The organism is Pseudoalteromonas rubra (assembly GCF_005886805.2).
Classification (GTDB): Bacteria; Pseudomonadota; Gammaproteobacteria; order Enterobacterales; family Alteromonadaceae; genus Pseudoalteromonas; species Pseudoalteromonas rubra_D.
In genome coordinates this window covers 4,261,185-4,284,969 of the sequence record NZ_CP045429.1, presented here as the reverse complement: position 1 = coordinate 4,284,969, position 23,785 = coordinate 4,261,185, and the positions used below count along the sequence as shown (strand labels likewise).

Here is a 23,785-nt window from a genome sequence, read left to right as displayed (position 1 = left end):
CATGTCAGAACAGCATTATAGTGAACTGGATATTGCCATCGTCGGGATGGCCGGGCGTTTCCCTGATGCGGATAACGTCGATGCCTTGTGGCAAAATATTCGCGCCGGCCGTTGCGCAGTCCAAAGTTACGACGACGAGGCGCTGCGTCGTGCCGGCGTGAGTGAGTCTGACCTGAGCGACCCGGATTATGTGAAACGCGGCATTCCGTTTGACGGGCTGGCACAGTTTGATGCCGAGTTTTTTGGCTACACGCCAAAAGAAGCCGAACAGCTGGACCCACAGCAGCGTCACTTTTTGCAAACTTGCTGGCATGCCATGGCGCATGCCGGACTGGCACAGGGTGAGCTGACCGGCGTCTATGCCGGATGTGGTGTCCCTGCCTACTTGATGCAAAATCTGCTGCAAGGACAGTCACGTGATATCACCAGCCTGCTGGCGCTCACCAATGGTAACGACAAAGATTCACTGGCTACGCGGGTGAGCTACGAGCTAGATCTCAAAGGTCCGGCTGTCACCGTTCAGACCGCTTGCTCAACCTCACTGGTTGCGGTGCATATGGCGTGTCGTGCGTTACAAAACTTTGAGTGCGACTCAGCCCTGGCAGGCGGCGTGTGGCTCAATCTGACTCAGGATCAGGGGTATCATGCCCCGGCTGGTGGTAGCTTGTCGCCATCTGGTCAGTTGAGTGCTTTTGGTGAGCAGGCAGATGGTATTCTGATCGGCAGTGGTAGTGCCGCGGTGGTATTAAAGCGCCTGGCAGAAGCGCAGGAAGACGGCGACCACATTCTGGCAGTGATCAAAGGCTCAGCCATCAACAATGATGGCCGAGATAAGGTCGGTTATACGGCACCGAGCGTGAATGGTCAGGCCAACGCCATTATGGCTGCACTGGAGTTTGCAGACATTGACCCGCAAAGTGTGGGGTATATTGAAGCCCATGGCACCGGTACTGAACTGGGCGACCCAATCGAAATTGCTGCGCTGAGTCAGGCTTATGCCGGTGATGTAAAGCAATATTGTGCAATTGGTTCTGCTAAAACCAATCTTGGCCACTTGGATGCCGCGGCTGGGGTAACGGGTCTTATTAAGGCAGTTCAGGCGCTACGTCACCAGGAATTGCCGCCCAGTCTGCACAGTCAGCCTTTGAACAGCAAAATTGATTTTGCCAATAGTCCCTTCTACGTCAATACCGAGCTAAAACCCTGGCACAGTGAAGGCGTTCGTCGTGCGGCAGTAAGCTCCCTAGGCATGGGGGGCACCAACGCCCATGTGATCCTGGAAGAATACAATCAGCCAGATACCGAGCACAGCGCGGACTCGGCATGGCAAGTCCTGCCTATCAGTGCCAGCAGTCAAAGTGCTTTGGTTCGTCAGACTCAGGCGCTGGCCGATACATTGCAACGCTCACCAGAGCAGTTTGCACAGTTGGCCGCACAGTTACAGCATAAACGCAGTGCGCTGGCGGTGCGTTATGCCTGTGTGGCAGAAAATGCCGAGCAGGCCATCGCACAGTTACTGCGTGAGCCACAGGGCGATAAAGCGGTAGCGCCTCGGGTGGCACTGATGTTTTCGGGGCAGGGATCTCAGTATGTGACTATGGCACAGCCGTTACTGCGCGAAGTGCCGGTGTTTAAAGCCGCTTTTGATGAGGTGATGGGCTATTTCCCTGACACGTTGCAGCAAGAGCTACACAGTGTCTTTTCACCCGCAGACAGCGAGATCCTGACGGCTAACCAGTTACTGAATCAGACTCGTATTACTCAACCTGCTTTATTTGTAGTGGCTTATGCTATGGCGAAATGCTATGAGGCCCATGGTGTGGTGATCAGTGCCATGCTGGGTCATAGCATTGGCGAATATGCGGCAGCCTGTCTGGCTGGAGTAATGACGCTGGAGGTTGCAACCAAACTGGTGGCAGCTCGTGGCGAAGTATTGCAAAACATGGCGCCGGGCACCATGCTTTCGGTGATGGCCAATGGCGATGCCATTGCTCCTTACCTCAATGATGCGTTGGACATTGCGGCACTGAACAGCCCGACTAATACTGTGATTGCTGGTACGCGAGAAGCGATTAAGGCTTTACAGGGTGAGTTAAAAGCCGCCGATATTGCCGCGACGCGTCTGCATGTGTCACATGCTTTCCACAGTCATCTGACCGAATCAGTCTTGCCTGACTTTGCCAGTACGCTGGAACAAGTACTGAGTGCATCGCCGCTTCAGGCGCCAAATGTCCCGTTTGTGTCTAACGTCAGTGGCACCTGGATCACAGCAGAGCAGGCCTGCTCTGCTCAATACTGGCTCGACCATATTCGTCAGCCGGTGAACTTTGTGGCTGGCGTAAAGGTGCTTGCAGAAAACGCGGATGTCTTGATTGAAGCCGGACCGGGCGACACTTTACAAAAACTGGCCAAGCAATCAGTGAGTGAAGAGAAGGTTGTATTGCACTCCGTGTCTCACGCACGCGACCTCAAGGCCCCGTTGCCACCATTTGGCAAAACTTTGGCTAAGCTATGGCAGTTGGGCTGTGCGGTTGATTTTGCTCAGTTAACAGTACGTCCACATGGCCAGTTAAATCTGTTGCCGGAATATGTGTTTGCCGACACAGAGTATTGGGTTGAACCCGGTGTAACCGCCTCGGCGGTCCCAGTTGCGAGCACTAGCGCAGGTCAGCAAGGTGCGCAGTTGTATGCCCCACAATGGCAGCAATGTGTTGCGCTTCAAGCCGTAGCGTCATTGACCGGCAAGCGGGTGCTGTTGCTGGCAGCGGATATCCCTTTGGTATCACAGCTGAGTGCGGCATTGACGCAGGCAGGTGCTGAGTTGACACAGGTCTGGCAGGGAGACACCTTTTCAGTCATAGAAGAGAAGACTTATCGCCTGAACTTGCAAGATGGCGCGCAATTGAGTGAACTGAGCCAGGCCGTGGGTGACTTTGATCAGGTGGTAGACACCCGCTTTATGTTACCTCAGTCGTCCGGTACTTTGGCTTACAACACGTTGTTGCCTGTGGTGCAGTGGTTGATGTCGCTTGGCGGACGTCCGCTGAGTATCGTCGCGACTGAGCTATTTAATGTGTTGGGTGATGACACGGTCAGTGCAGAAAAGGCCTCAATGTTAGGGCTCACGCGGGTTGCACCTTTGGAGCTAGCCTCACAAACCTGTCAGGTACTGGCACTGACACAGGAGATGGCAAACAACCCGAGCAATAAATTAACTGGCCGTCTGGTGGCCGATCTGGTCCATGGTGACGAGGAAATCGCTTATCGGGGCACACATCGTTTTGCTTTGACGCAAATTGAGGTGAGCGCGCAAAGCGTGGCTGGATCTGTACCTGGGGTAACCTTAATCACAGGTGGTTTGGGTGGCATCGGTCTGGCGCTGGCGAAGCACCTGGCCGGACAGGGCCATACCTTGGTGCTGCAAACGCGTCAGCAAATGGCTGAGCCTGCACAGTGGGCACAGTTGAGCGAAGATGAGCAGCAGCCACAGAAACTGCGTGAGCGTTATCAGCAACTGCATGCGTTGCAGCAAAGTGGTGCCAGGCTTACCGTGATCAGCGCCGACGTAACGGATATGGTGCAGATGCAAGCGGCGCTTACTCAAGCGCAGGCTGAAGTGGGCACCGTCACTCAGGTGATCCATGCTGCGGGTCTGCCCGGTGGTGGCTTGCTCAAGGAGATCTCCGCAGAGCAGGCACAGCAAAGTGCCGCGGCCAAAGTGCAGGGCACACAAACGCTATTGCAGCTGTTTGCCGATACGCCGTTGACGCGCATGGTGCTGTGCTCCTGTCTGGCCTCAATCGTGGGTGCATTTGCGCAAAGTGATTACTGTGGCGCTAATAGTTATCTGGATGCAGTCGCACAACAAGACCACCCATTTACCGTGCAGGTACTCAACTGGGATGCCTGGCTGAACACGGGGATGACGGCCAATATTAGTTTGGCTGATGGACTGGGACTAAGCCACAGTGAGGCATGTCAGTTGTTTGATGCCGCACTAAGCTTGGATCTGGCTCAGGTTTACTGTACCAGTACCGAATGGTCGCAATTGTGTGCAGCTACTCGGGCGACGGAGCAGGCGCTGCTGGCACGACTGAACAAACCCAAAGGTCATGCTCGTCCTGAGCTGGCGGTGGAATACGAAGCACCAGAAAGTGAGCTGGAACACAAACTGGTGGCCTTGTGGGCCGAATATCTGGGCTTTGAACAGATCGGTATTTTCGACAGCATGCTGGAGCTGGGCGGCGATTCGCTGGTGGCGATCCAGATGCTGGCCAAGGCCAAGCAAATGTTTTCGGTTGAGCTGGAGCCGGCCGCTTTCTTTGAAGATCCGACCATAGACAATCTGGCCTTTATGATTGAAGAGCAGCTGGTTGCTCAGTTGCAAACACACTAACTTCCCCCTGCGGCCTCACCTTGAGGCCGCACTCTTATCCAGGCTGATCTGTTCTCTTTGCATTTATTAATGAATTACTTGGTCGCAAGGCTTGCGATCTGTTTTGTGATATTATAACATTTCCGTATTGTTATAATATAACGTTGAGATGTAAGGTAGTATTCATGATTTTCAGAGCAAAGGTCCTGGCAGCGGCAGTATCAGCCGTGTTGTTGTCCGCATGTGGTGGTACAGAGCACAATGTAACACGCACAGCACAGCCAGCCGTCGCTGAGGAAGCAAAGGCGACTGAGTCTGAAAAAGAAGCTGATCATGACGAGCATGACCACGATGAGGGCGTGACCGATGTTGCTGGTCGTCTGGTGGTTAGCACTGCTGACAGTAATGTACTGCATGTTTACTCAATCGCAGATCAGGCCTTGATTGAATCAATTGGCCTGACGCATATACCTGATTACTTATATGGTTCGGAGAATCATCGGTATGCGATTTCTGTACAACGTACGGATGGCATAGTGGAGTTCTTAGATGGTGGTTTATACCAGGAAGCGCATGACGATCATTTCCATGCCCATCAGGACGCGCCGGCAGCGGTATCCTTCCATCTGGAGTCGGTGAAACCGACTCATGTCACGGTCAATGAAGGCGGTATCGCGGTCTTCTCTGATGGCGATGAGGCAAGTCAGCAAAGCGCTTCCGTGGCGGTCTTTAATGAGTCGCACATCAGCGGACAGAACACAGAAGTTGCGGTGCTGGAGTACAGTACTCATATGCATGGCGCAGCCCAGGCACGCGGTGAGCACCTGATCAGCACATTGCGCGACAGCAGCAGTGAGTCAACACTGCCTTCGCAAATAGGCTTGTTCCATGCGCATGGCGACCATTTTGATAGTGAAAAAGTTTTTGATGTAAGCTGTCCCGGATTGCACGGCAGTGCACAAAATGAAGAAACAATCGTCTTTGGTTGTACTGATGGTGTGGTCCTGATCACCCAAGGAGGCCAGGCCTTCGGTGCAACCAAAATCGCAAACCCCGAGAGTTTTGTTGAAGGCCAGCGTGTTGGCGCTTTGAAAGGTCATCATCACAGTGACCAGTATATTGCGAAAGTGGCTGACCAGTTGTTTATGCTGGACACGCATGACGCTGAGTTAGAAGCGCTGGAGTGGCAAGTAACCAATGACCATAGCATCAGCGATTATGGGTTCAGTGCCAGTGGTGAGCACATTATTGTGATGGATAGCGCAGGTAAGCTGAATGTCTTTGCAGCGCACGAACATGATGGTGAACATCACTGGGAAGCCGAGCATGAAGTGATGGTTAGTGAGAGCGCATTGGCCACCGGACAAAGCTTCTCATTGGCATTTTCTCAGGCTGAAGAGGCGGTATTTGTCAGCGATTCGGCGAATAAACTGATTAAGAAATTCGATTTGGAAGCCGGTGAATGGTCACAGACCTTTGAGCTGGATATTGTTCCAAGCAGGCTAGTGTGGCTGGGGGTCGCCAAAAGTGAAGCGGCGCACGACGAGCATGAACACTAATACCAATTTGCTTAATTACGTGTTCCATTTTGAGGCGAGGAAATATCGTCGATAACAAGGCAAAAATTTTGCTATTTAGTTGTTCTAAATTAGAAATTTTTAACACCGTTAGCGTCATATTTGCTCCTTCAAATTGAACAGGTATTAAGTGAAATTGGTATATTTTGCCATAACCTTTTTTGTAGTGTTAGTAAGCCATCTCGGGTCAAACCAGGTGGCTTTTTTCTTGCCCGTAGATTGGCACTGGGACCGATTTGTGAGACGCTGCCTGCTCTATACGAATAGTAAACAGGACATATCATGCAGATCCGCACCGCAACCCCAGAAGACCTGCCAACTTTAAGCCAATTAGAGCAAGCCGTGATTGCCGCCGAGCGACCTTTTAATAAAGCCATTAAAGCAAAGGGCGCCTATTATTATGACTTGCCAGCGCTACTTGCCTGTCCTGACAGTTTGCTGGTTGTCGGTGAGCAAGATAGTAAGATTGTGGCCACAGGGTATGTGCAACACCGACAGTCGAAAGCTCAGCTGGCGCATGAGCGCCATGGTTATCTGGGCTTTATGTATGTCGATCCCGATTATCGCGGTCAGGGGCTTAACCAGGCGATCATGACACATCTGATGAACTGGAGTAAGCAGCAGGAGATCCGCGACTTTTATCTGGATGTTTACAGTGATAATCAGGGCGCGATACGGGCCTATGAAAAAGCGGGGTTCAGGCCTTGCTTGCTGGAGATGAAAGTGCACCTGAGCGAGGGATAGGGAAAGTTATTTCCCAGTTTGTGACAGTTACATTATCTTTTTGATAATAATTATTATTTTTACTAAATTTGCTGATTTTTGCTTCGTCTGGTTGTCGGAAATACAACTAGGATGAAATAATGAACAAACTCAAATACAGCATTCTGCCGCTCGCCCTTGCCGTGTCACAAGCCGTTATGGCCGACGATGACGCTGAAGTCAAATCGATTGAACAGATCGTGGTCTATGGTGAGAATAGTCGCAATTCACTAAAAGATACCACTTCTTCCATCGCGGTGATCGATGAAGAGCAACTGAAAAGTGGTCAGGTTAATTCTTACCTGGATGCTTTGCAGGGCATTGCAAACGTGGTCGTGACAGGTGGCTTACCAGCCATTCGGGGTCAGCAAGGCCAGGGTGTATCGCAAGGGTTTGGGTCATTTTCATCGGGCGCAAAGCCACGTATTTCTATTATGCGCGATGGCGTGGCAGAGCCGTATGTTGCAAAAGTCAGCGGCGATCTGGGTTTGTGGGATGTGGAGCAGATCGAAGTGTTACGTGGTCCACAGTCTTCTAACAGTGGTCGTAACAGCAGCGGGGGTGTGGTCTATATCAAAACCAAAGAGCCTTCACTGACCGATATCGAAGCGGGTGTGCGAGTAGGTTATTCCGATCTGAACGAGCAAAGTGAGCTGGCAGGTGTGGTATCTATCCCACTGCTGGAAGATCAGCTTGGCGTGCGTGCCAGTGTACAGCGCGTTGTAGGCGATCTGCATCACACTTTCCAATACGATCAGGGCTACCCATTTGATCCAAATGCTTATGACAGTACCCGTGCAGATATTAAAGTGAAGTGGCAGCCGGCTGGCATACAGGGCCTGGACATGTTACTGCATTATGTGGACAGCGAAGACACAGGTGAGCGCGACTGGACCGTTGAAGGGCCTGAAATTGCACCGATTTCAGACTGGGTAGTCGGTTACGAACGGGTTCGTAACCCGGCAACCGGCCTGTTCGTTGCGCTGGGGTCTGGTGCCAGAGACAAAACGTCGGATTATAAGCGTTGGTCATTGCGTACCCGATATGAGATCAACAGTCAGTTTGACTTTGAACTGATGGTATCAGATACCGATTACAGTTATATCTTTGAGCAATATCCCACCTATTGGTTTGTGCGTATGGAAGAAGAAGGGCGCACTTATGATGCTAAGATTTCTTATGACGGCGATGCGGGCATCAGCGGCTACCTTGGCTACTATCATAACGAGCGCGATCAAGCATTTTTCCGTGAAAGCTGGTATCAGGGCACGGACGACAGCAGCTCAAAGGCCATTTATGGTGAGCTGACCTTCGCATTAACTGACACCACGCGCTTGGTCGCTGGTGGTCGTGTGACCGACGAATCACAATTTAGGATCTTTGATGGTTTTGGTTTAGGGCCTCAGGGTCTGCGTTTTGACATTGATGTTGATAACCGCATTTACTTACCTAAGTTGGCAGTGTTGCACGACCTGGGCGAGACCACGACGCTAAGCGCCAGCTTCAGAAAGGGCTATACCTCTGGTGGCGGTGATTTCCACTGGTTTACGCGCACCAATTACACCTTTGAGCCGGAATATGTCGATACGTTTGAGTTGGGCGCACGTGCCACGCTGCTGGACGGCGAACTGTCGGTATCAGCGAACCTGTTCTATAACGATTACTCTAATTACCAGCTGCTAGGCCGTGGTCCAAGTGGTGATGCGCGAGACAGTAAAGTGCTGAATCTGGCACAGGTTGAAAGTTATGGTTTGGAAACCGAAGCGCGCCTGGCAGTAACCGAGGATCTGACCTTATCTGCTAGCCTGGGTTTGCTGGACAGCAACATCGACGAAGCCAATGCGCAAAACCGAGATTCCGAAGGCCTGGACTTGCCTATGGCGGCAGACGTCACTCTGGGGTTTGGCGCCGAGTACTGGCTGACTGAGCAGCTACAACTGACTGCTCGTAGTAACTATGTCGGCGAGTATTACAGTAAGCTGGGTGGTAAGGATATTCACTTAGCTGGTGATTATACCGAGGTTAACTTCTCTGTAGCGTACGTGACTGAGCAATGGCGCATTAATGCCTACGTGAACAACGCCTTTGATAATGAAAGCCTGCTACGTGGTGAGCGTCATGACGGCATGACTGAGCAATATAAACACCTTGCAGGTGAATTCCGTTACGCGCGTTTAAGCGACCCAAGAACGGTAGGGATCTCCTTTAGCTATACGCTGTAATCCCTGTGCAGCCCGGGCTGGAATAACAGCCGCCCGGGCCTGTCAGTGTGGCACTTTCCCTTCCTTCGCCACGCTGGAAAAATTTCCCCTTCAAGGTGGATTTTTGCCACCGCCATTCGTCTTGCAGTCATATTTTAGAATCCCAATTTAGCTGACTGCAGTGGAGCCAGAATGTCACAGCAAAGACGTACCAGAAGAAATCGCGCCATTTCGTCCCTCTCTAGTGAAGATCAACAACGCCTGCAGGCCCGTATTTCTGAGGCCTCGGAAACGACCGGCCAACTGACGGTGAGTGTAGCCCCCGGTGAGCAGGTGCCGCTGACTGCCGCACAGCAGATTTTGTGGTATGCCTGGAAAATGGACCCGGCAGATGCGTCTTACAACCTGGCTGGCGCTTTACATTTTGATGGCCAGTTGCAGCCATCGCGCGTGAAACAGGCATTCGATGTGCTGCTGGCTAAACATTCTGGTTTACGTATTCGATTTGTTGAAGCCGCTGAGCAGGTCTATCAGATTGATGGTCAATATCAGCAACTGGACGTGACTGAACTGACGGTGCACGACGAACAGCCGGACGATCCGATCCGTGCCTTTGTGGAGCAGCCGTTCGATTTATGCCAGGCGCCTTTGCTGCGCATTGCGATTGCCACCCGGGGCACGCAAACCAGCCTCATCGTGACTATGCATCACATCATTACCGATGGCACCTCGATGCAGCAATTGCTGGATGAGTTTGTTGCGCTGTATGGTGCACAAGGCACAGCCGATCGGACTCCGGTACCGGGCTTTTTAGAATTTGCTAAATGGGAGCAACAGCAGGAACGCTCCGAGTTATTTGCCACACAACTGGCAAACTGGTTGCCACACTTAGTGGAGACCGATGACACCCTTAGACTGCCGGCCCGCGACCACCAGCGCCATGACCTGAATTATCAGGTTGGCTTTGAAACCCGCCCGGTGCCAGGGGTGTTGTGGCAAAAGATCAGCGCAATGGCAACGCAATATCAAATTACCCCATATCTGATTTTACTGACGGCATGGCAAACCTTACTGGCCCGGCTCAGTGGTGGGCAGCATATTCGGGTGGGTGTACCTATAGCTAATCGTCACCGCAGTGAAACGCAAAACGTGGTGGGCTATTTTGTTAATACTCAGGTGATGCCAATCCTGGTGGGTGACAGCGACAGTTTTCAACAATTACTGGAAAAGAATACCGCAATGAGCCGGGTGGCGCAGAGTAACCAGGACTTACCAATCGACAAGCTGGTTGAAGCGATAAAGCCAGCGCGACAGCGCGGTGTGCATCCGGTTTTCCAGGTGATGTTTAATTACCTGCGCCGTGACAAGCGTAATTTTAGCCAGCTTGAGTCACTTACCTTGTCTGGCACGCAAATGTACCGCTTTGGTATGCCGTTTGACTTGCAACTGGATGTGATTGAAGACATCACTGATGGCACCAGCCTGAACCTGGTGTTTGCCAGTGAGTTGTATGATGCGGATTTTGCGGTGCAATGTCTGACACAGCTAGTCTCTTTGCTGGATACCTGCCTGAGTGACCCAGATCAGCCTGTTAATAATGTCTCCTTGCTGCAAAGCGCACAAACTCGGGCCTTGCTGGATACCGGCACAGGCACCCCGGCGTTTGACTATCAGCGTCCAATCACGACACTGATCAGTGAACAAAGTGTGCGTACGCCCGAGGCGGTGGCGCTGCGCTTTGCCCAGCAGAGCATGACTTATGCTGAGCTGGAGCAGGCCTCTAACCAACTGGCGCACTGCCTGAATGCCCGGGGCATTGGTGCAGAAGACAAAGTGGCGCTGGTGTTTGAACGTAGCCTGGAAATGGTGATAAGCATTCTGGCAGTGGTGAAGGCCGGTGCGGCCTATGTACCGCTGGAGCCGTCACTGCCCTTGGATCGCATTGCTTATATCGCCAGCAACAGTGGTTTATCGCTGTTCTTAGGCGATGACTCTCTGACGCGTCTGGACAGCCTGAGTGATTTGGCTGAGCGCATCACCTATCAAAGTTTATCATTGGCAGACTATCCCTCGCAGTTACCTGCGCACGAAATCCCGGCAACTCAGCTGGCCTACGTGATTTACACCTCAGGTTCGACTGGTAAGCCCAAAGGCGTGGGTAATCAGCACAGCGCGATTTACAACCGTATCGCCTGGCAGCAGTCGGCTTATCCGATTGGCGCAGACGACAAAGTGCTGCAAAAGACCCCCTTCGGATTTGACGTGTCGGTGTGGGAGTTCTTCTGGCCGTTAATGTACGGTGCGGAGCTGGTGATTGCCGAGCCGGGTGCGCACAAAGACAGCACCCAGCTGCTCGACACCATTAATCATTTTGGCGTCACCACCTTGCACTTTGTACCCTCGATGTTGCAGGCGTTTATTGGCCATGAGTCGGTGCATACCGCGACCAGCATTCGCCGAATTCTGTGTAGTGGTGAAGCCCTGCCCAGCGAGGTACAGGCACAGGCGCTGAGCAAATTGCCCCAGGCTAAGCTGTATAATTTATATGGCCCGACAGAAGCGGCGGTAGATGTCAGTCACTTTACCTGTCACGGCGATCCGGCGTTGCCAGTGCCGATTGGTGCGCCGATTGCGGGGATCCGTTTGTATGTACTCGACCGGGCACTGAACCTGTGCCCACCGGGTGTGGCCGGTGAGCTTTATATTGCCGGTACAGGACTGGCACGGGGTTATGTTAACCGTGCCGATCTGAGCGCCGAGCGCTTTGTGGCCGACCCGTTTATCAATGATGGCAGCCGCATGTATCGCAGCGGCGACTTAGTGTGCTGGAACAGCGAAGGTCAGCTGGATTATCTCGGCCGGACCGACCATCAGGTGAAAATTCGTGGTTTCCGTATTGAACTGGGCGAAATTGAGGCGGCCTTGTACGCCATTGATGGCGTCCGGGAAGCAGTCATAGTGGCCGACCGCGATGGCGCGACACAGCGTCTGGTGGGGTATGTATCGGGCGAAGTGGGCGTCGAACTGGCGGTCGACGCGCTCAAGGTTGAGTTGGCAGCCCAACTGCCAGAGTATATGGTGCCGGCTGTGATCATGGTGTTGGATACTTTGCCGCTGAACAGCAATGGTAAAATCGACCGTAAAGCGCTGCCAAAACCCAATAATGAATCGAGCGTGGCCTATGAAGCGCCACAGGGTGAGCGCGAACTGGCACTGGCACAGGTATGGCAAAAAGTGCTGGGTCAGGCGCAGATAGGACGGCTGGACAACTTCTTTGAACTCGGTGGCGACTCTATCCTGAGTCTGCAAATCGTTAGTGGCTTGCGCGAGCATGGCCTGGTGGTGACCCCGAAACAAATTTTTGAACTGCACACCATCGCCCGGCTGGCACCTGCATTGACTGAGCTGCCTGCCAGTCAGCGGATTGCGCAGCAAGTCAGTGGTGAGGTGACGCTGTTACCCATTCAGCAGCAGTTTTTGGCGACCAGTCTGAGCGACAAAAATCACTATAACCAGGCATTGCTATTGACGCTGGCCGCGCCGCTGAATGGCGCGGCACTACAACAGGTCTGGTCGGCCCTGGTTGCACATCATGATGCATTACGACTGCGCTTTAACCGAAACGAAGCAGGGCAGTGGCAGCAGCGTTATCTGCCTTTTGATGCCGAGCGTGCCGTGGCCAGTGTCTGGGAGCGCAATGTGGCAAGTGCTGAGATCACATCGGTGGCTGAGCAGGCGCAACGCAGCCTGAATATTCAAACCGGCGAACTGGCACGTGTGGTTCACATGACACTCAGTGATGGCAGCGCCCGGCTGCTGCTGGTGATCCACCATCTGGCAGTAGATGGGGTTTCCTGGCGGGTGTTGCTGGATGACCTGGCGCGTGGTTATGCACAAGCGCAGCAGCAGCAGGCTTGCGAGTTTGCCAGCAAGAGCCACAGTTATCAGTACTGGGCCGAGCAGGTAGCGGACTACGCCAGCCTGAATTCGCAGGAACTGGCATTCTGGACACAACAACAGTCGTCGGAGTTGACTATTCCAGGGTTAAACCCAGCAGGAAGCCGACGCTTGGCAGACAGTGCCGAAGTGCGTGTGACGCTGGAACAGTCAACTACAGAGCGTCTGCTGCAACAAGCAGGCAAGCCTTATCGTACTGTAGTCAATGAGCTGTTGTTAAGTGCTCTGAGTGAAGCCGTCTATCAGTGGACGGGTCAGCAGGAGGCAGTGATCAACCTCGAAGGCCATGGCCGCGAACCCTGGGATGCACACACCGACCTCAGCCGCAGTGTTGGCTGGTTTACTACCTTATATCCGGTCCATCTGACGCGTTTAAATGCGTTGTCAGAGACCATTAAGCATACCAAAGAGCACCTCAGAAGCGTGCCGAATAAAGGCATCGGGTACGGTGCTTTGAAATACTATGGTGAGTCGCATGCACAGGCGACGTTAACCGCTCAGCCTCTGGGCCAGATCGAGTTTAACTACCTGGGTCAGCTCGACAACACCCTCAATCAGGGCGATTCGCCCTGGCGTCTGGCCAGTGAGCACAGTGGCGCGTCATTCAGCCCGGACTATGAGCCACACAGTGAGTTGAGTATCAATGGTCAGGTCAGTAACGGGGCCTTGCAGCTGACTATCAGCTATGGCCGTGAGCGTATTAGTGAGGCCGATATGCAAGCCTTTGCAGCGCATCTGCATGAGGCGCTGGTACAGCTGGTAGCACACTGTTGCGACACTCATGGCTGTCTGACGCCCAGTGATGTGACGCTGAGTGGATTGGATCAGCAACAGCTGGATCAGCTACCACTCGACACCGCTGAGCTCAGCGATTTATATCCTTTGTCACCGATGCAGCAAGGTATGCTGTTCCACAGTCTGGTGGAGGAAGGCGAGGCCTATGTCAATCAAACCAGTTTAGAGATCAAGCGATTAGATGTCGCACGTTTTAAAGCCGCCTGGCTCAATGCAATCGCCCGCCATGATGCCTTACGCAGTGGCTTTTTGAGTCTGGACCCCCGGCCACTGCAATTTGTGCGCAAAACCGTGCAGCCGGTATGGGAAACTCTGGACTGGCAGCACCTCGATAGCGCGCAGCAGCAACGTCAGCTGGCTGAACTGAGCGTATCGCATCGCCAACAGGGTTTTGCGATGGACGCCGAGACCGGGTTGCAGCGCTTTGTACTGGTGCAGCTGGCGCCTCAGCGCCACGCCTTTGTCTGGACTATTCATCATATCTTAACCGATGGCTGGAGCTGTGCTGCTCTGATGGGCGAAGTGCTGCGTATGTATGACGGCGAGACACTGGCCGAACCGCAGGCTCAGTATGGCGATTATATTGCTTACCTTGAGCAACAGGACGTGGTGGCAAACCTAGCTTACTGGCAAACGCAGACTGGCATGCTGGAAGAGCCCTGCTACCTAAGCGGGGCGTTTAAAGCCCCACAAAGCGGCGCGCATGCTGCCTTAGATGTGCAGCTGGATGACGCGCAAAATACCGCGCTGAATGCCTTTGCGCGGCAGTACCACCTGACTGCGAATACCTTGATGCAGGGCGCCTGGGCGCTCTTGTTGAGCCGTTATCTGGGCCGTGAAGCGGTGTGTTTTGGTGCTACAACTTCGGGTCGTCCAACCGAGCTGACGGGCCATGAAAGCATTCAGGGGATGTTTATTAATACCATGCCCGTGGTGGTTGAAGTAGCACCTGAAGTGACATTGGCGCAGTGGTTACAAACCTTGCAGGGTACCAACCTGGCCGGGCGAGAGCATGAGTTTACGCCGCTGTATGAGATCCAGAAGCAGGCGACGCACCTGACTCTGGACCAACATGGGCTGTTCGATACCTTATTAGTCTTTGAAAATTATCCAATCACGACAGCATTGCCGCAGGATGAGCAGGCAACTGAGTTTTCGGTGTGTGATGCCCGTGAAGAGACCAATTTCCCGCTGACCATCAGCTTTATCCAGGAGCAGACTCTGAAGCTGCACTTCAGCTATCAGGGCAGCGTGCTGGCCGAAGCGGATGTCCGTGCTCTGGCGACCCAGTTTAAAACCCTATTGTTGACTATGATGGACGCTGCACAGGAACCGTTAGCGTCCTTGTTGCAGTTGCAGGATGCGTCACAGAGCAGCGCCTTGCTGGATACCGGCACAGGCACCCCGGCGTTTGACTATCAGCGTCCAATCACGACACTGATCAGTGAACAAAGTGTGCGTACGCCCGAGGCGGTGGCGCTGCGCTTTGCCCAGCAGAGCATGACTTATGCTGAGCTGGAGCAGGCCTCTAACCAACTGGCGCACTGCCTGAATGCCCGGGGCATTGGTGCAGAAGACAAAGTGGCGCTGGTGTTTGAACGTAGCCTGGAAATGGTGATAAGCATTCTGGCAGTGGTGAAGGCCGGTGCGGCCTATGTACCGCTGGAGCCGTCACTGCCCTTGGATCGCATTGCTTATATCGCCAGCAACAGTGGTTTATCGCTGTTCTTAGGCGATGACTCTCTGACGCGTCTGGACAGCCTGAGTGATTTGGCTGAGCGCATCACCTATCAAAGTTTATCATTGGCAGACTATCCCTCGCAGTTACCTGCGCACGAAATCCCGGCAACTCAGCTGGCCTACGTGATTTACACCTCAGGTTCGACTGGTAAGCCCAAAGGCGTGGGTAATCAGCACAGCGCGATTTACAACCGTATCGCCTGGCAGCAGTCGGCTTATCCGATTGGCGCAGACGACAAAGTGCTGCAAAAGACCCCCTTCGGATTTGACGTGTCGGTGTGGGAGTTCTTCTGGCCGTTAATGTACGGTGCGGAGCTGGTGATTGCCGAGCCGGGTGCGCACAAAGACAGCACCCAGCTGCTCGACACCATTAATCATTTTGGCGTCACCACCTTGCACTTTGTACCCTCGATGTTGCAGGCGTTTATTGGCCATGAGTCGGTGCATACCGCGACCAGCATTCGCCGAATTCTGTGTAGTGGTGAAGCCCTGCCCAGCGAGGTACAGGCACAGGCGCTGAGCAAATTGCCCCAGGCTAAGCTGTATAATTTATATGGCCCGACAGAAGCGGCGGTAGATGTCAGTCACTTTACCTGTCACGGCGATCCGGCGTTGCCAGTGCCGATTGGTGCGCCGATTGCGGGGATCCGTTTGTATGTACTCGACCGGGCACTGAACCTGTGCCCACCGGGTGTGGCTGGTGAGCTTTATATTGCCGGTACAGGACTGGCACGGGGTTATGTTAATCGTGCCGATCTGAGCGCCGAGCGCTTTGTGGCCGACCCGTTTATCAATGATGGCAGCCGCATGTATCGCAGTGGCGACTTAGTATGCTGGAACAGCGAAGGTCAGCTGGATTATCTCGGCCGGACCGACCATCAGGTGAAAATTCGTGGTTTCCGTATTGAACTGGGCGAAATTGAGGCGGCTTTGTACGCCATTGATGGCGTCCGGGAAGCAGTCATAGTGGCCGACCGCGATGGCGCGACACAGCGTCTGGTGGGGTATGTATCGGGCGAAGCGGGCGTCGAACTGGCGGTCGACGCGCTCAAGGTTGAGTTGGCAGCCCAACTGCCAGAGTATATGGTGCCGGCTGTGATCATGGTGTTGGATACTTTGCCATTGAACAGCAATGGTAAAATCGACCGTAAAGCACTACCGAAACCTGAGCTGAACAGCACCGCGCAGTATGTTGCGCCACAGGGCAAGGCCGAGCAATTACTTGCCGAGAGCTGGCAAAGTGTGCTGGGTGTTGCTCAGGTTGGCCGGGATGATAATTTCTTTGAACTCGGTGGCGACTCTATCCTGAGCCTGCAGATTATTGCTCGGCTGCGTCAGGCTGGTTTTTCAGTGACGGCAAAACAGCTGTTTGAATTACAGACGGTGGCCAAACTAGCCCCGCTGATGACTGAGCACAATGCTGATGATTTACCACAGCAGAATGTCAGTGGTCAGGTGACACTGCTGCCTATTCAGCATGCGTTCTTTGAGCGTAACATGGCGCGCTACCAGCACTGGAATCAGGCGGTGATGCTAGAATTGGCGACACCGCTGGCCGCCGAGCAGCTGACACAGCATGTCATTGCTTTGCTGACACAGCACGACGCACTGAGACTGCGCTTTGTCCGTGATGCAGCAGGACAATGGCAACAAAGTTATCGCGATGTCAGTGCCGATATGGCGGCGCAAAGCATCTGGTATCAGCGTGCTTCAATCAGTGAACTGACTGACATTGCCGAGCAGGCGCAGCGCAGTCTGGAGCTGGAAAATGGCCCGCTGCTACGTGTGGTGCATGTGAGTCTTGACGACGGCACTGCGCGCTTATTAATGGTGATCCATCACCTAGCGGTCGATGGGGTTTCCTGGCGCATTTTGCTGGAAGATTTGACTACCTTGTGGCAGTCGGAGCAAGCGCAATTGGGCGCAAAAAGTCACAGCTATCAGTTCTGGGCACAGCAGATCCAAAGCTATGCCTCGTCACATCCGGCTGAATATGCCTACTGGCAGGAAATGGCGACGCCGCAGACCCGTTTCCCTGAGCTGAACCCGGCGGGCAGTCGCCAGTATCAGGCTGCGGATATATCTACCCTGACACTCGATACTGCAACGACTACGGCACTGCTGACCCAGGCTGGACAGACTTATCGAACTCAGGTCAATGATCTGTTGCTCAGTGCTCTGAGCGAAGCCTTATACCGCTGGACGGCACAAACTGAGCATCAGATTAACCTCGAAGGACATGGCCGTGAGCCATGGAATGATGAGGTTGATCTGAGTCGCACTGTGGGCTGGTTCACCAGCCTGTTCCCGGTGTTGTTGACACGCCAGCCTGAGCTGTCTGACACCATTAAGTACAACAAAGAACAGTTACGTAGCATCCCGAACAAAGGGATTGGTTACGGTGCTTTCCGTTACTACGGTAGTGCCTCGCAACGCAGCGAACTGGCGGCACAGACGCCAGCTGAGATAGAGTTTAACTATCTGGGTCAGCTCGATAACGTGGCCAGCAAAGAAGCTGGCTGGCGGCCTGCTACTGAGTCCACCGGTACGGCCTGGGACCCGAATTATGAAATGGACACTGAGCTGTCTATCACAGCGCAAGTCACCGATGGTCAGTTACAGGTGTTGATCCGCTATGCGCCACAACGACTGCCTGCACAGCAGATTGATATCTTCACGGCGCATCTGCAAGGTGCCCTGGAAGAGGTAGTGGCTCAGTGTGCAGTGGCACAGGCGACCTTTACGCCATCTGATCTGCCGCTCAGTGGTCTGAGTCAGGCGCAAATAGATAGCTTGCCCCTGGCACTTGATGACGTCAGTACGTTATATCCTTTGTCACCGATGCAGCAGGGTATGTTATTCCAGAGCCTCTATCAGGGGGGCGAAACCTATATTAACCAGAGCTGCTTTATGGTCACTGGCCTGGATGTGGCGCGCTTTAAATCCGCCTGGCAGCAGGTCATTGAACGCCATGACGCATTACGTACCGGGTTTATCGATGTCGACGGCATCTCTTTGCAGTATGTTGCTAAATCAGCTCAGTTGGACTGGGAGATCGTGGATTGGCGTAATCAAACGGTCTCAGAGGCGGCGCTGAAAGCATTTGCCAGACAGGAATCGCGTCGCGGGTTTGATCTGCAACGTGACCCTGGTTTAAGCAGAATGCGTATTATCGAGCTCTCAGATGGTCGCCACGCTCTGATCTGGACCATGCACCATATCCTGACTGACGGCTGGAGCCGCGCTGCCATGCTGGGCGAGGTGCTGATGGCTTACGAGGGGCAAACCTTGCCGCCGGTGGCGGGTCAGTACGGCGATTACATTGGTTATTTATCACAGTTAGATGAGGCGCAAAACCGCACTTTCTGGCAGCAACAGTTGGCAGGATTGCATGAGCCAAGCTACCTCAGTGGTACTTTGACTAAGCCTAAAAATGGGCAGTTCGGTGGCTTTGATGTGAGCCTGTCAGAGGCTGAATTTACGCAGTTGGTGGCTTTCTGTCAGGACCATCGTATCACGCAAAATACCTTAGTGCAGGGCGCCTGGGCGCTGCTGCTCTGTCGTTACCTGGGCCGCGACACCGTGTGCTTCGGTGCTACGACTTCAGGCCGGCCGAACGATTTGGCCGGTCATGACGCCATCCAGGGCATGTTCATCAATACGGTGCCTATGGTCTCGTCGGTGGACCCTGCCCAGTCGCTGAATGAGTGGTTGCAAGTGCAGCAAACTAATGCACTGGCAGTGCGTGAGCATGAGTTCACACCCTTGTATGAAATTCAAAAGCTGGCAGCACAGTCCCTTGAACTCAGCCGTGAAGGTCTGTTCGATACCCTGTTGGTTTTTGAAAACTACCCAATTGACGAAGCGATGTTGCAACAGGAAGCACGTGAGACGCGTTTTGAGGTATTAGAAGACCGTGAAGAAACCAATTTCCCGCTGACCATCAGCTTTATCCAGGAAGACACTCTACGACTGCACTTCAGCTATCAGGGTAGCGAGCTGGCCGAAGCCGAGGTAAAAGCGCTCGCGGAACAGTACAAAACACTGATCCTGGCTATGTTACAGACACCACAGGCGCGTTTGTCTGAGTTTTCACTGGTCAGTGAGACACAGCAACAGGCGTTGCAGGCGCTGGGCTTTGGTGAGTCCATTACGCCGCTGCATCCGGGGCCTGTCGAGCCCATTTATTTACCAGGCGGTGAAGTGCCTCAACCTGAGGCAACGCAATACCAGGATGTGGTGTCAACGATCAACCGCCTGGCAGAGCTAACGCCAGATGCTGACGCGGTGATCTGTGATGGTCGCAGCTACAGCTATAAAGTCCTGGCAGACAAATCCAGTCAGCTGGCACACTATCTGCGCGAACAGGGCGTCCAGCCTGAGCAGCGCGTCGGTGTGGCACTGGCGCGAGGCATAGATTTACCACTGGCCTTTCTAGCCATTCTTAAAGCTGGGGCTGTGTATGTACCGATGGATCTGAGTTATCCGCAGGAACGTCTGGCCTATATGATCAAGGACAGCCAGATGGCCCATATTCTGGTCAGTGATAACAGCCTTGACGGCATCGCCGGTTCAGCCACTTTGCACCCGTTTACTGACATTAAACTGAGTGAACAATGGCAGCAGCCAGTGGTATGTCCGGCGCAGGGGGCGTATCTGATATATACCTCGGGGTCGACGGGCAATCCTAAAGGGGTGCTGGTCAGCCGGGCTTCTATCGCGGCACATTGTCGTGGCATTGGTCGACGTTATGAAATGCGTCCAAGTGATCGCGAGCTGATCTTTATGTCGTTCTGTTTTGATGGTGCACATGAGCGCTGGTTGACCGTATTGACTCATGGTGCGGCTGTGGTGATCCGCCCTGAGCGCCAGTGGGACTTACACGAAACCTATCAGAATCTGCATCAGCAGCAGGTGTCTATTGCCGTATTCCCACCGGTGTTCCTGCGTGAACTGGCGGCCCATGTTGAGCAGGTGGGCAACCCGCCGCCGGTCCGGGTATATTGTTTTGGTGGCGATGCCATGCCGCAGGCCACTTTTGAGCTGGCTCAGCGTGTGCTGCAACCCGACTTCTTCATCAATGGTTATGGCCCGACAGAAACGGTGGTCACGCCACTGACCTGGAAAGCTTTGCCGGGCAGTGAGTTTGATGCCGTCTATGCACCCATCGGTGAGCTGGTTGGCCAGCGTCAGGCCTGGCTGCTCGACAGTCATCTTAATCTGGTGTTGCCAGGACAGGTAGGTGAGTTATATCTGGCCGAAGAGATCGGTCTGGCAAGGGGCTACCTGAATCGTCCTGACCTAACCGCCGAGCGCTTTGTGGCCAACCCGTTTGCCAACGATGGCAGCCGCCTATATCGTACCGGCGATTTAGTGCGCTGGAACGATCAGGGGCTGATGGAATACCTGGGCCGTACCGATCATCAGGTGAAAATTCGTGGTTTCAGGATTGAGCTGGGTGAAATTGAAACCCTGCTGCGCAAGTGCTCGGAAGTACGCCAGGCCGTAGTGGTGGCAGATGACACGCCCAGTGGTAAGCGCCTGGTGGCGTATGTCAGTGGCCATAAGGGCGAACTGCCCGATGAAGCCGTACTCAAAGCCATGCTGACGGCCAGTCTGCCGGATTATATGGTGCCTGCGGTGATCATGGCGCTGAGCGATTTACCGCTGAACAGCAATGGCAAAATAGACCGTAAGGCCCTGCCGAAGGCTGAGCTACAAAGTGAAGTCAGTTATGTGGCACCTCATAATCAAAGTGAAGCTTTGATGGCACAGATTTGGCAAAGTGTGCTGGGTGTGGCACAGGTCGGGCGTCGGGATAACTTCTTCGCGCTGGGTGGTGATTCTATTTCCGGGCTGAAAGTGATTAGTCTGTGGCAGCAGCGCAGCGAGCAGCCGCTGGCACTGAAGCAACTGTGGCAGGCGAGTGATTTGGCGGCGCTGGTGGCGACTATGCAAAACGACGATAATTCTGTGTTGCAGCCGCTGAACACGCACACGGACAATGCCGAGACCTTGTATTGCTTCCATGAAGGGAATGGCCTGACTGCACCATACCGCCCGCTGGCCGAGCAGCTCACGGGTCAGTTTAACTGCGTTGGGGTCGCCCCGGCGGCGAATCTGTCAGACATTAATGGCCTGACTGCGCTGGCCGGGCATTACGCTGAGGCGCTCATGACGGCGCAGCCGCACGGGAATTTCCATTTGATGGGCTGGTCACTGGGTGGCGCATTGGCGGTGCTGGTGGCCCGCATGCTGAAAGCACGGGGACGAACTGTCCGTCAGGTATATCTGGTGGACAGCTGGAACCCGTGTAGTGACTTTGCCGCCACGCAGCTGAGTTGGTCAGACTGGGCGCTGGAGTGGATCGGTGGATCTGCTCAGCCGGTCGACACGGCATTGCATCAGACGTTTGTGGCTGAGCTCACTGCCGCTTTACAGCAAGACTTGAAGGATGCCGATACGCTGGCAGCCTGGCTGGTGGCACATCGCACTCGCTTTGCTGACTTGTTCAACGAAGAGTTGCTACTGCTGCCTGAACAGGAACTTTGCAAACTGCTATCCGATGGGTATGAGCTGTATCGACTGGCCCGGATGGAGCCGGCAGAGAGTCAGCCGGATTATATGCTGGAAGGCGTGGCCGAACGGGCGCACGCCTGGTGGTCTACGGATGCTGAGCCTGCTGCGACAGCGGCCTATCAAACCATGTTGGGTACTACAGTGACGGCGACTCACACAGAAGATGATCACCAGCAGATCATTCGTGCAGCGGCAGTTCAGAGTGACCTGATAGCCAAACTTACTCTGCGGGACTAATCCTCCCGCACACCTTTAAAAGCCGCTGTAAAGCGGTTTTTTTATGCCTTACAGAGCATACCCATTGCACTGAAATACCTGTTTAAATTGAAAGCGTAAGTATCACGCTAACGGTGTTAAAGAATGCGCATTTAGAACATTAACAAAGAGGAAAGTCGCACAGCAGGGGTGGGACAGGGGGTGGAGAAAGCAAACGGGCTTCGCGATGGAAGCCCGTTTGCAGGGAGATTATAGCTCGAGCGCGTCGACAATCTCAGCGGAGCGCACTGCCAGAATAGACAGCAGCGAGTCGCTGATCCCGTGGGTTTGCTCATTCACGCCCTGAGTGAAGATCTTGGGCTTGAACTGTTCACTGGTTTCGAGCTGATATTGGCGCGTGATGTTAGGTTGCAACCACTCACTCACTTGCTCAAGCAAAGGCGAACGGCTTGGGTACTGGTAGCCCGTGGCCAGTACCAGCTGATCGTACTCAACCTGGCTGACACCATGGACACTTTCCAGTTCCAGTACCACTTTGCCCTGGGCATTGATGCTGGCACCATTAACACTGGTGCGGTTGCGAATAGCCAGTCGATCTGTGCCGTTAAGCTTCTGTTGATAGAGGCTGGCGTAAATGTGGTCGATCAGTGGCTCATCCACTACTGAATAGTTGGTGCTGCGGAATTCATTGAAGTAACGATCTTTTTGTTCAGATGACTTGCTGAACACCACGTCAGTAAAGCTGGGATCAAAGATCTCGTTAACAAACGGACTGGAATCGGCCGGCTTCATCGCACCAGCGCGCATGATCATATCCACAGCAGGTTGCTCGTTCATCGCGGCCAGATCAGCGAAGATCTCGGCGCCACTTTGGCCGGCACCGATCACGGCGACGCGATCACCGTCTTTCACTTTATCCTTATTATGCAGATACTGTGATGAGTGCCAGACGTTATCGGCATCCTGAAGTGCGCTGAACGGAGCAGGCACTTTCGCCGAGCCACCCACGCTGACCACCAGGTGCTTGGTCAGGCGGACACTTTGCTGACCTTCATTGTCGCGGCTGATCACTTTGAGGTGATCAACCTGACCGTCCAGTAACACCGGCTCTACGCCACATACCTGCTCACCAAAATGACAGTGATCACGAAAATGACTGGCTGCCCAGCCAAGGTAATCGTTAAATTCGTGTCTTGATGGGTAGAAGGTTTTCAGGTTGATAAAGTTGTCGAGGCGTTTGTTGTGGTGCAGGTAGTTAATAAAACTAAAGTGACTGGTAGGGTTACGCAGCGAGACCAGATCCTTTAAGAAGGAGATCTGCATCGTGGTGTTGTCCAGCAACATGCCGCCATGCCAAAGAAAATCCTGTTGCTTTTCGATAAAGCAGACTCGATCGCTCAGTTTGTTTTGCTCCTGAAGGGCGATTGCCAGGGCCAGGTTGGCGGGACCAAATCCAATCCCAATCACGTCGTATAGTTTCATTGTTTTGCCTTTGATTACCTTAACCACACGCATAGCTGCGTGAAATAGTGTTTCTTGCCCTTAAGGACGAAGGCTACGGGGGTTTCTTTAGGCTTGAGTCG

General features: G+C 53.6%; 6 protein-coding genes. 5 read left to right on the top strand and 1 reads right to left on the bottom strand.

Annotated elements, in window-relative coordinates; genetic code table 11:
* The first annotated feature begins 1 nt into the window (after position 1).
* From CWC22_RS18340 to CWC22_RS18320, 5 genes are all read left to right on the top strand, one after another.
* Positions 2–4,396 (top strand): type I polyketide synthase, encoded by a 4,395-nt coding sequence (locus CWC22_RS18340; protein WP_138538869.1) that lies wholly within the window; start codon positions 2–4, stop codon positions 4,394–4,396.
* A gap of 164 nt (positions 4,397–4,560) precedes the next feature.
* Positions 4,561–5,934, top strand: a complete 1,374-nt coding sequence (locus CWC22_RS18335; protein WP_138538870.1) for a hypothetical protein — start codon at positions 4,561–4,563, stop codon at positions 5,932–5,934.
* Between the two features lie 300 nt (positions 5,935–6,234).
* Positions 6,235–6,696: a GNAT family N-acetyltransferase gene (locus CWC22_RS18330; RefSeq protein ID WP_138538871.1), complete on the top strand. Its 462-nt coding sequence runs from the start codon at positions 6,235–6,237 to the stop codon at positions 6,694–6,696.
* A gap of 119 nt (positions 6,697–6,815) precedes the next feature.
* Positions 6,816–8,936 carry a TonB-dependent receptor gene (locus CWC22_RS18325; protein ID WP_138538872.1) on the top strand — a complete coding sequence of 707 codons (2,121 nt, stop codon included), beginning with the start codon at positions 6,816–6,818 and terminating at the stop codon, positions 8,934–8,936.
* Between the two features lie 171 nt (positions 8,937–9,107).
* Positions 9,108–22,223, top strand: a complete 13,116-nt coding sequence (locus CWC22_RS18320) for a non-ribosomal peptide synthetase (RefSeq protein ID WP_195879834.1) — start codon at positions 9,108–9,110, stop codon at positions 22,221–22,223.
* Between the two features lie 228 nt (positions 22,224–22,451).
* Here CWC22_RS18320 and CWC22_RS18315 read toward each other — a convergent pair whose 3' ends face one another.
* Positions 22,452–23,684: a lysine N(6)-hydroxylase/L-ornithine N(5)-oxygenase family protein gene (locus CWC22_RS18315; protein ID WP_125558685.1), complete on the bottom strand. Its 1,233-nt coding sequence runs from the start codon at positions 23,682–23,684 to the stop codon at positions 22,452–22,454.
* Positions 23,685–23,785: the final 101 nt, after the last annotated feature.

What these genes read in the sequence shown, in the direction of transcription:
- CWC22_RS18340 (WP_138538869.1), top strand. Translation starts at nt 2, where the DNA reads ATGTCAGAACAGCATTATAGTGAACTGGATATTGCCATCGTCGGGATG.
- CWC22_RS18335 (WP_138538870.1), top strand. Translation starts at nt 4,561, where the DNA reads ATGATTTTCAGAGCAAAGGTCCTGGCAGCGGCAGTATCAGCCGTGTTG.
- CWC22_RS18330 (WP_138538871.1), top strand. Translation starts at nt 6,235, where the DNA reads ATGCAGATCCGCACCGCAACCCCAGAAGACCTGCCAACTTTAAGCCAA.
- CWC22_RS18325 (WP_138538872.1), top strand. Translation starts at nt 6,816, where the DNA reads ATGAACAAACTCAAATACAGCATTCTGCCGCTCGCCCTTGCCGTGTCA.
- CWC22_RS18320 (WP_195879834.1), top strand. Translation starts at nt 9,108, where the DNA reads ATGTCACAGCAAAGACGTACCAGAAGAAATCGCGCCATTTCGTCCCTC.
- CWC22_RS18315 (WP_125558685.1), bottom strand. Translation starts at nt 23,684, where the DNA reads ATGAAACTATACGACGTGATTGGGATTGGATTTGGTCCCGCCAACCTG.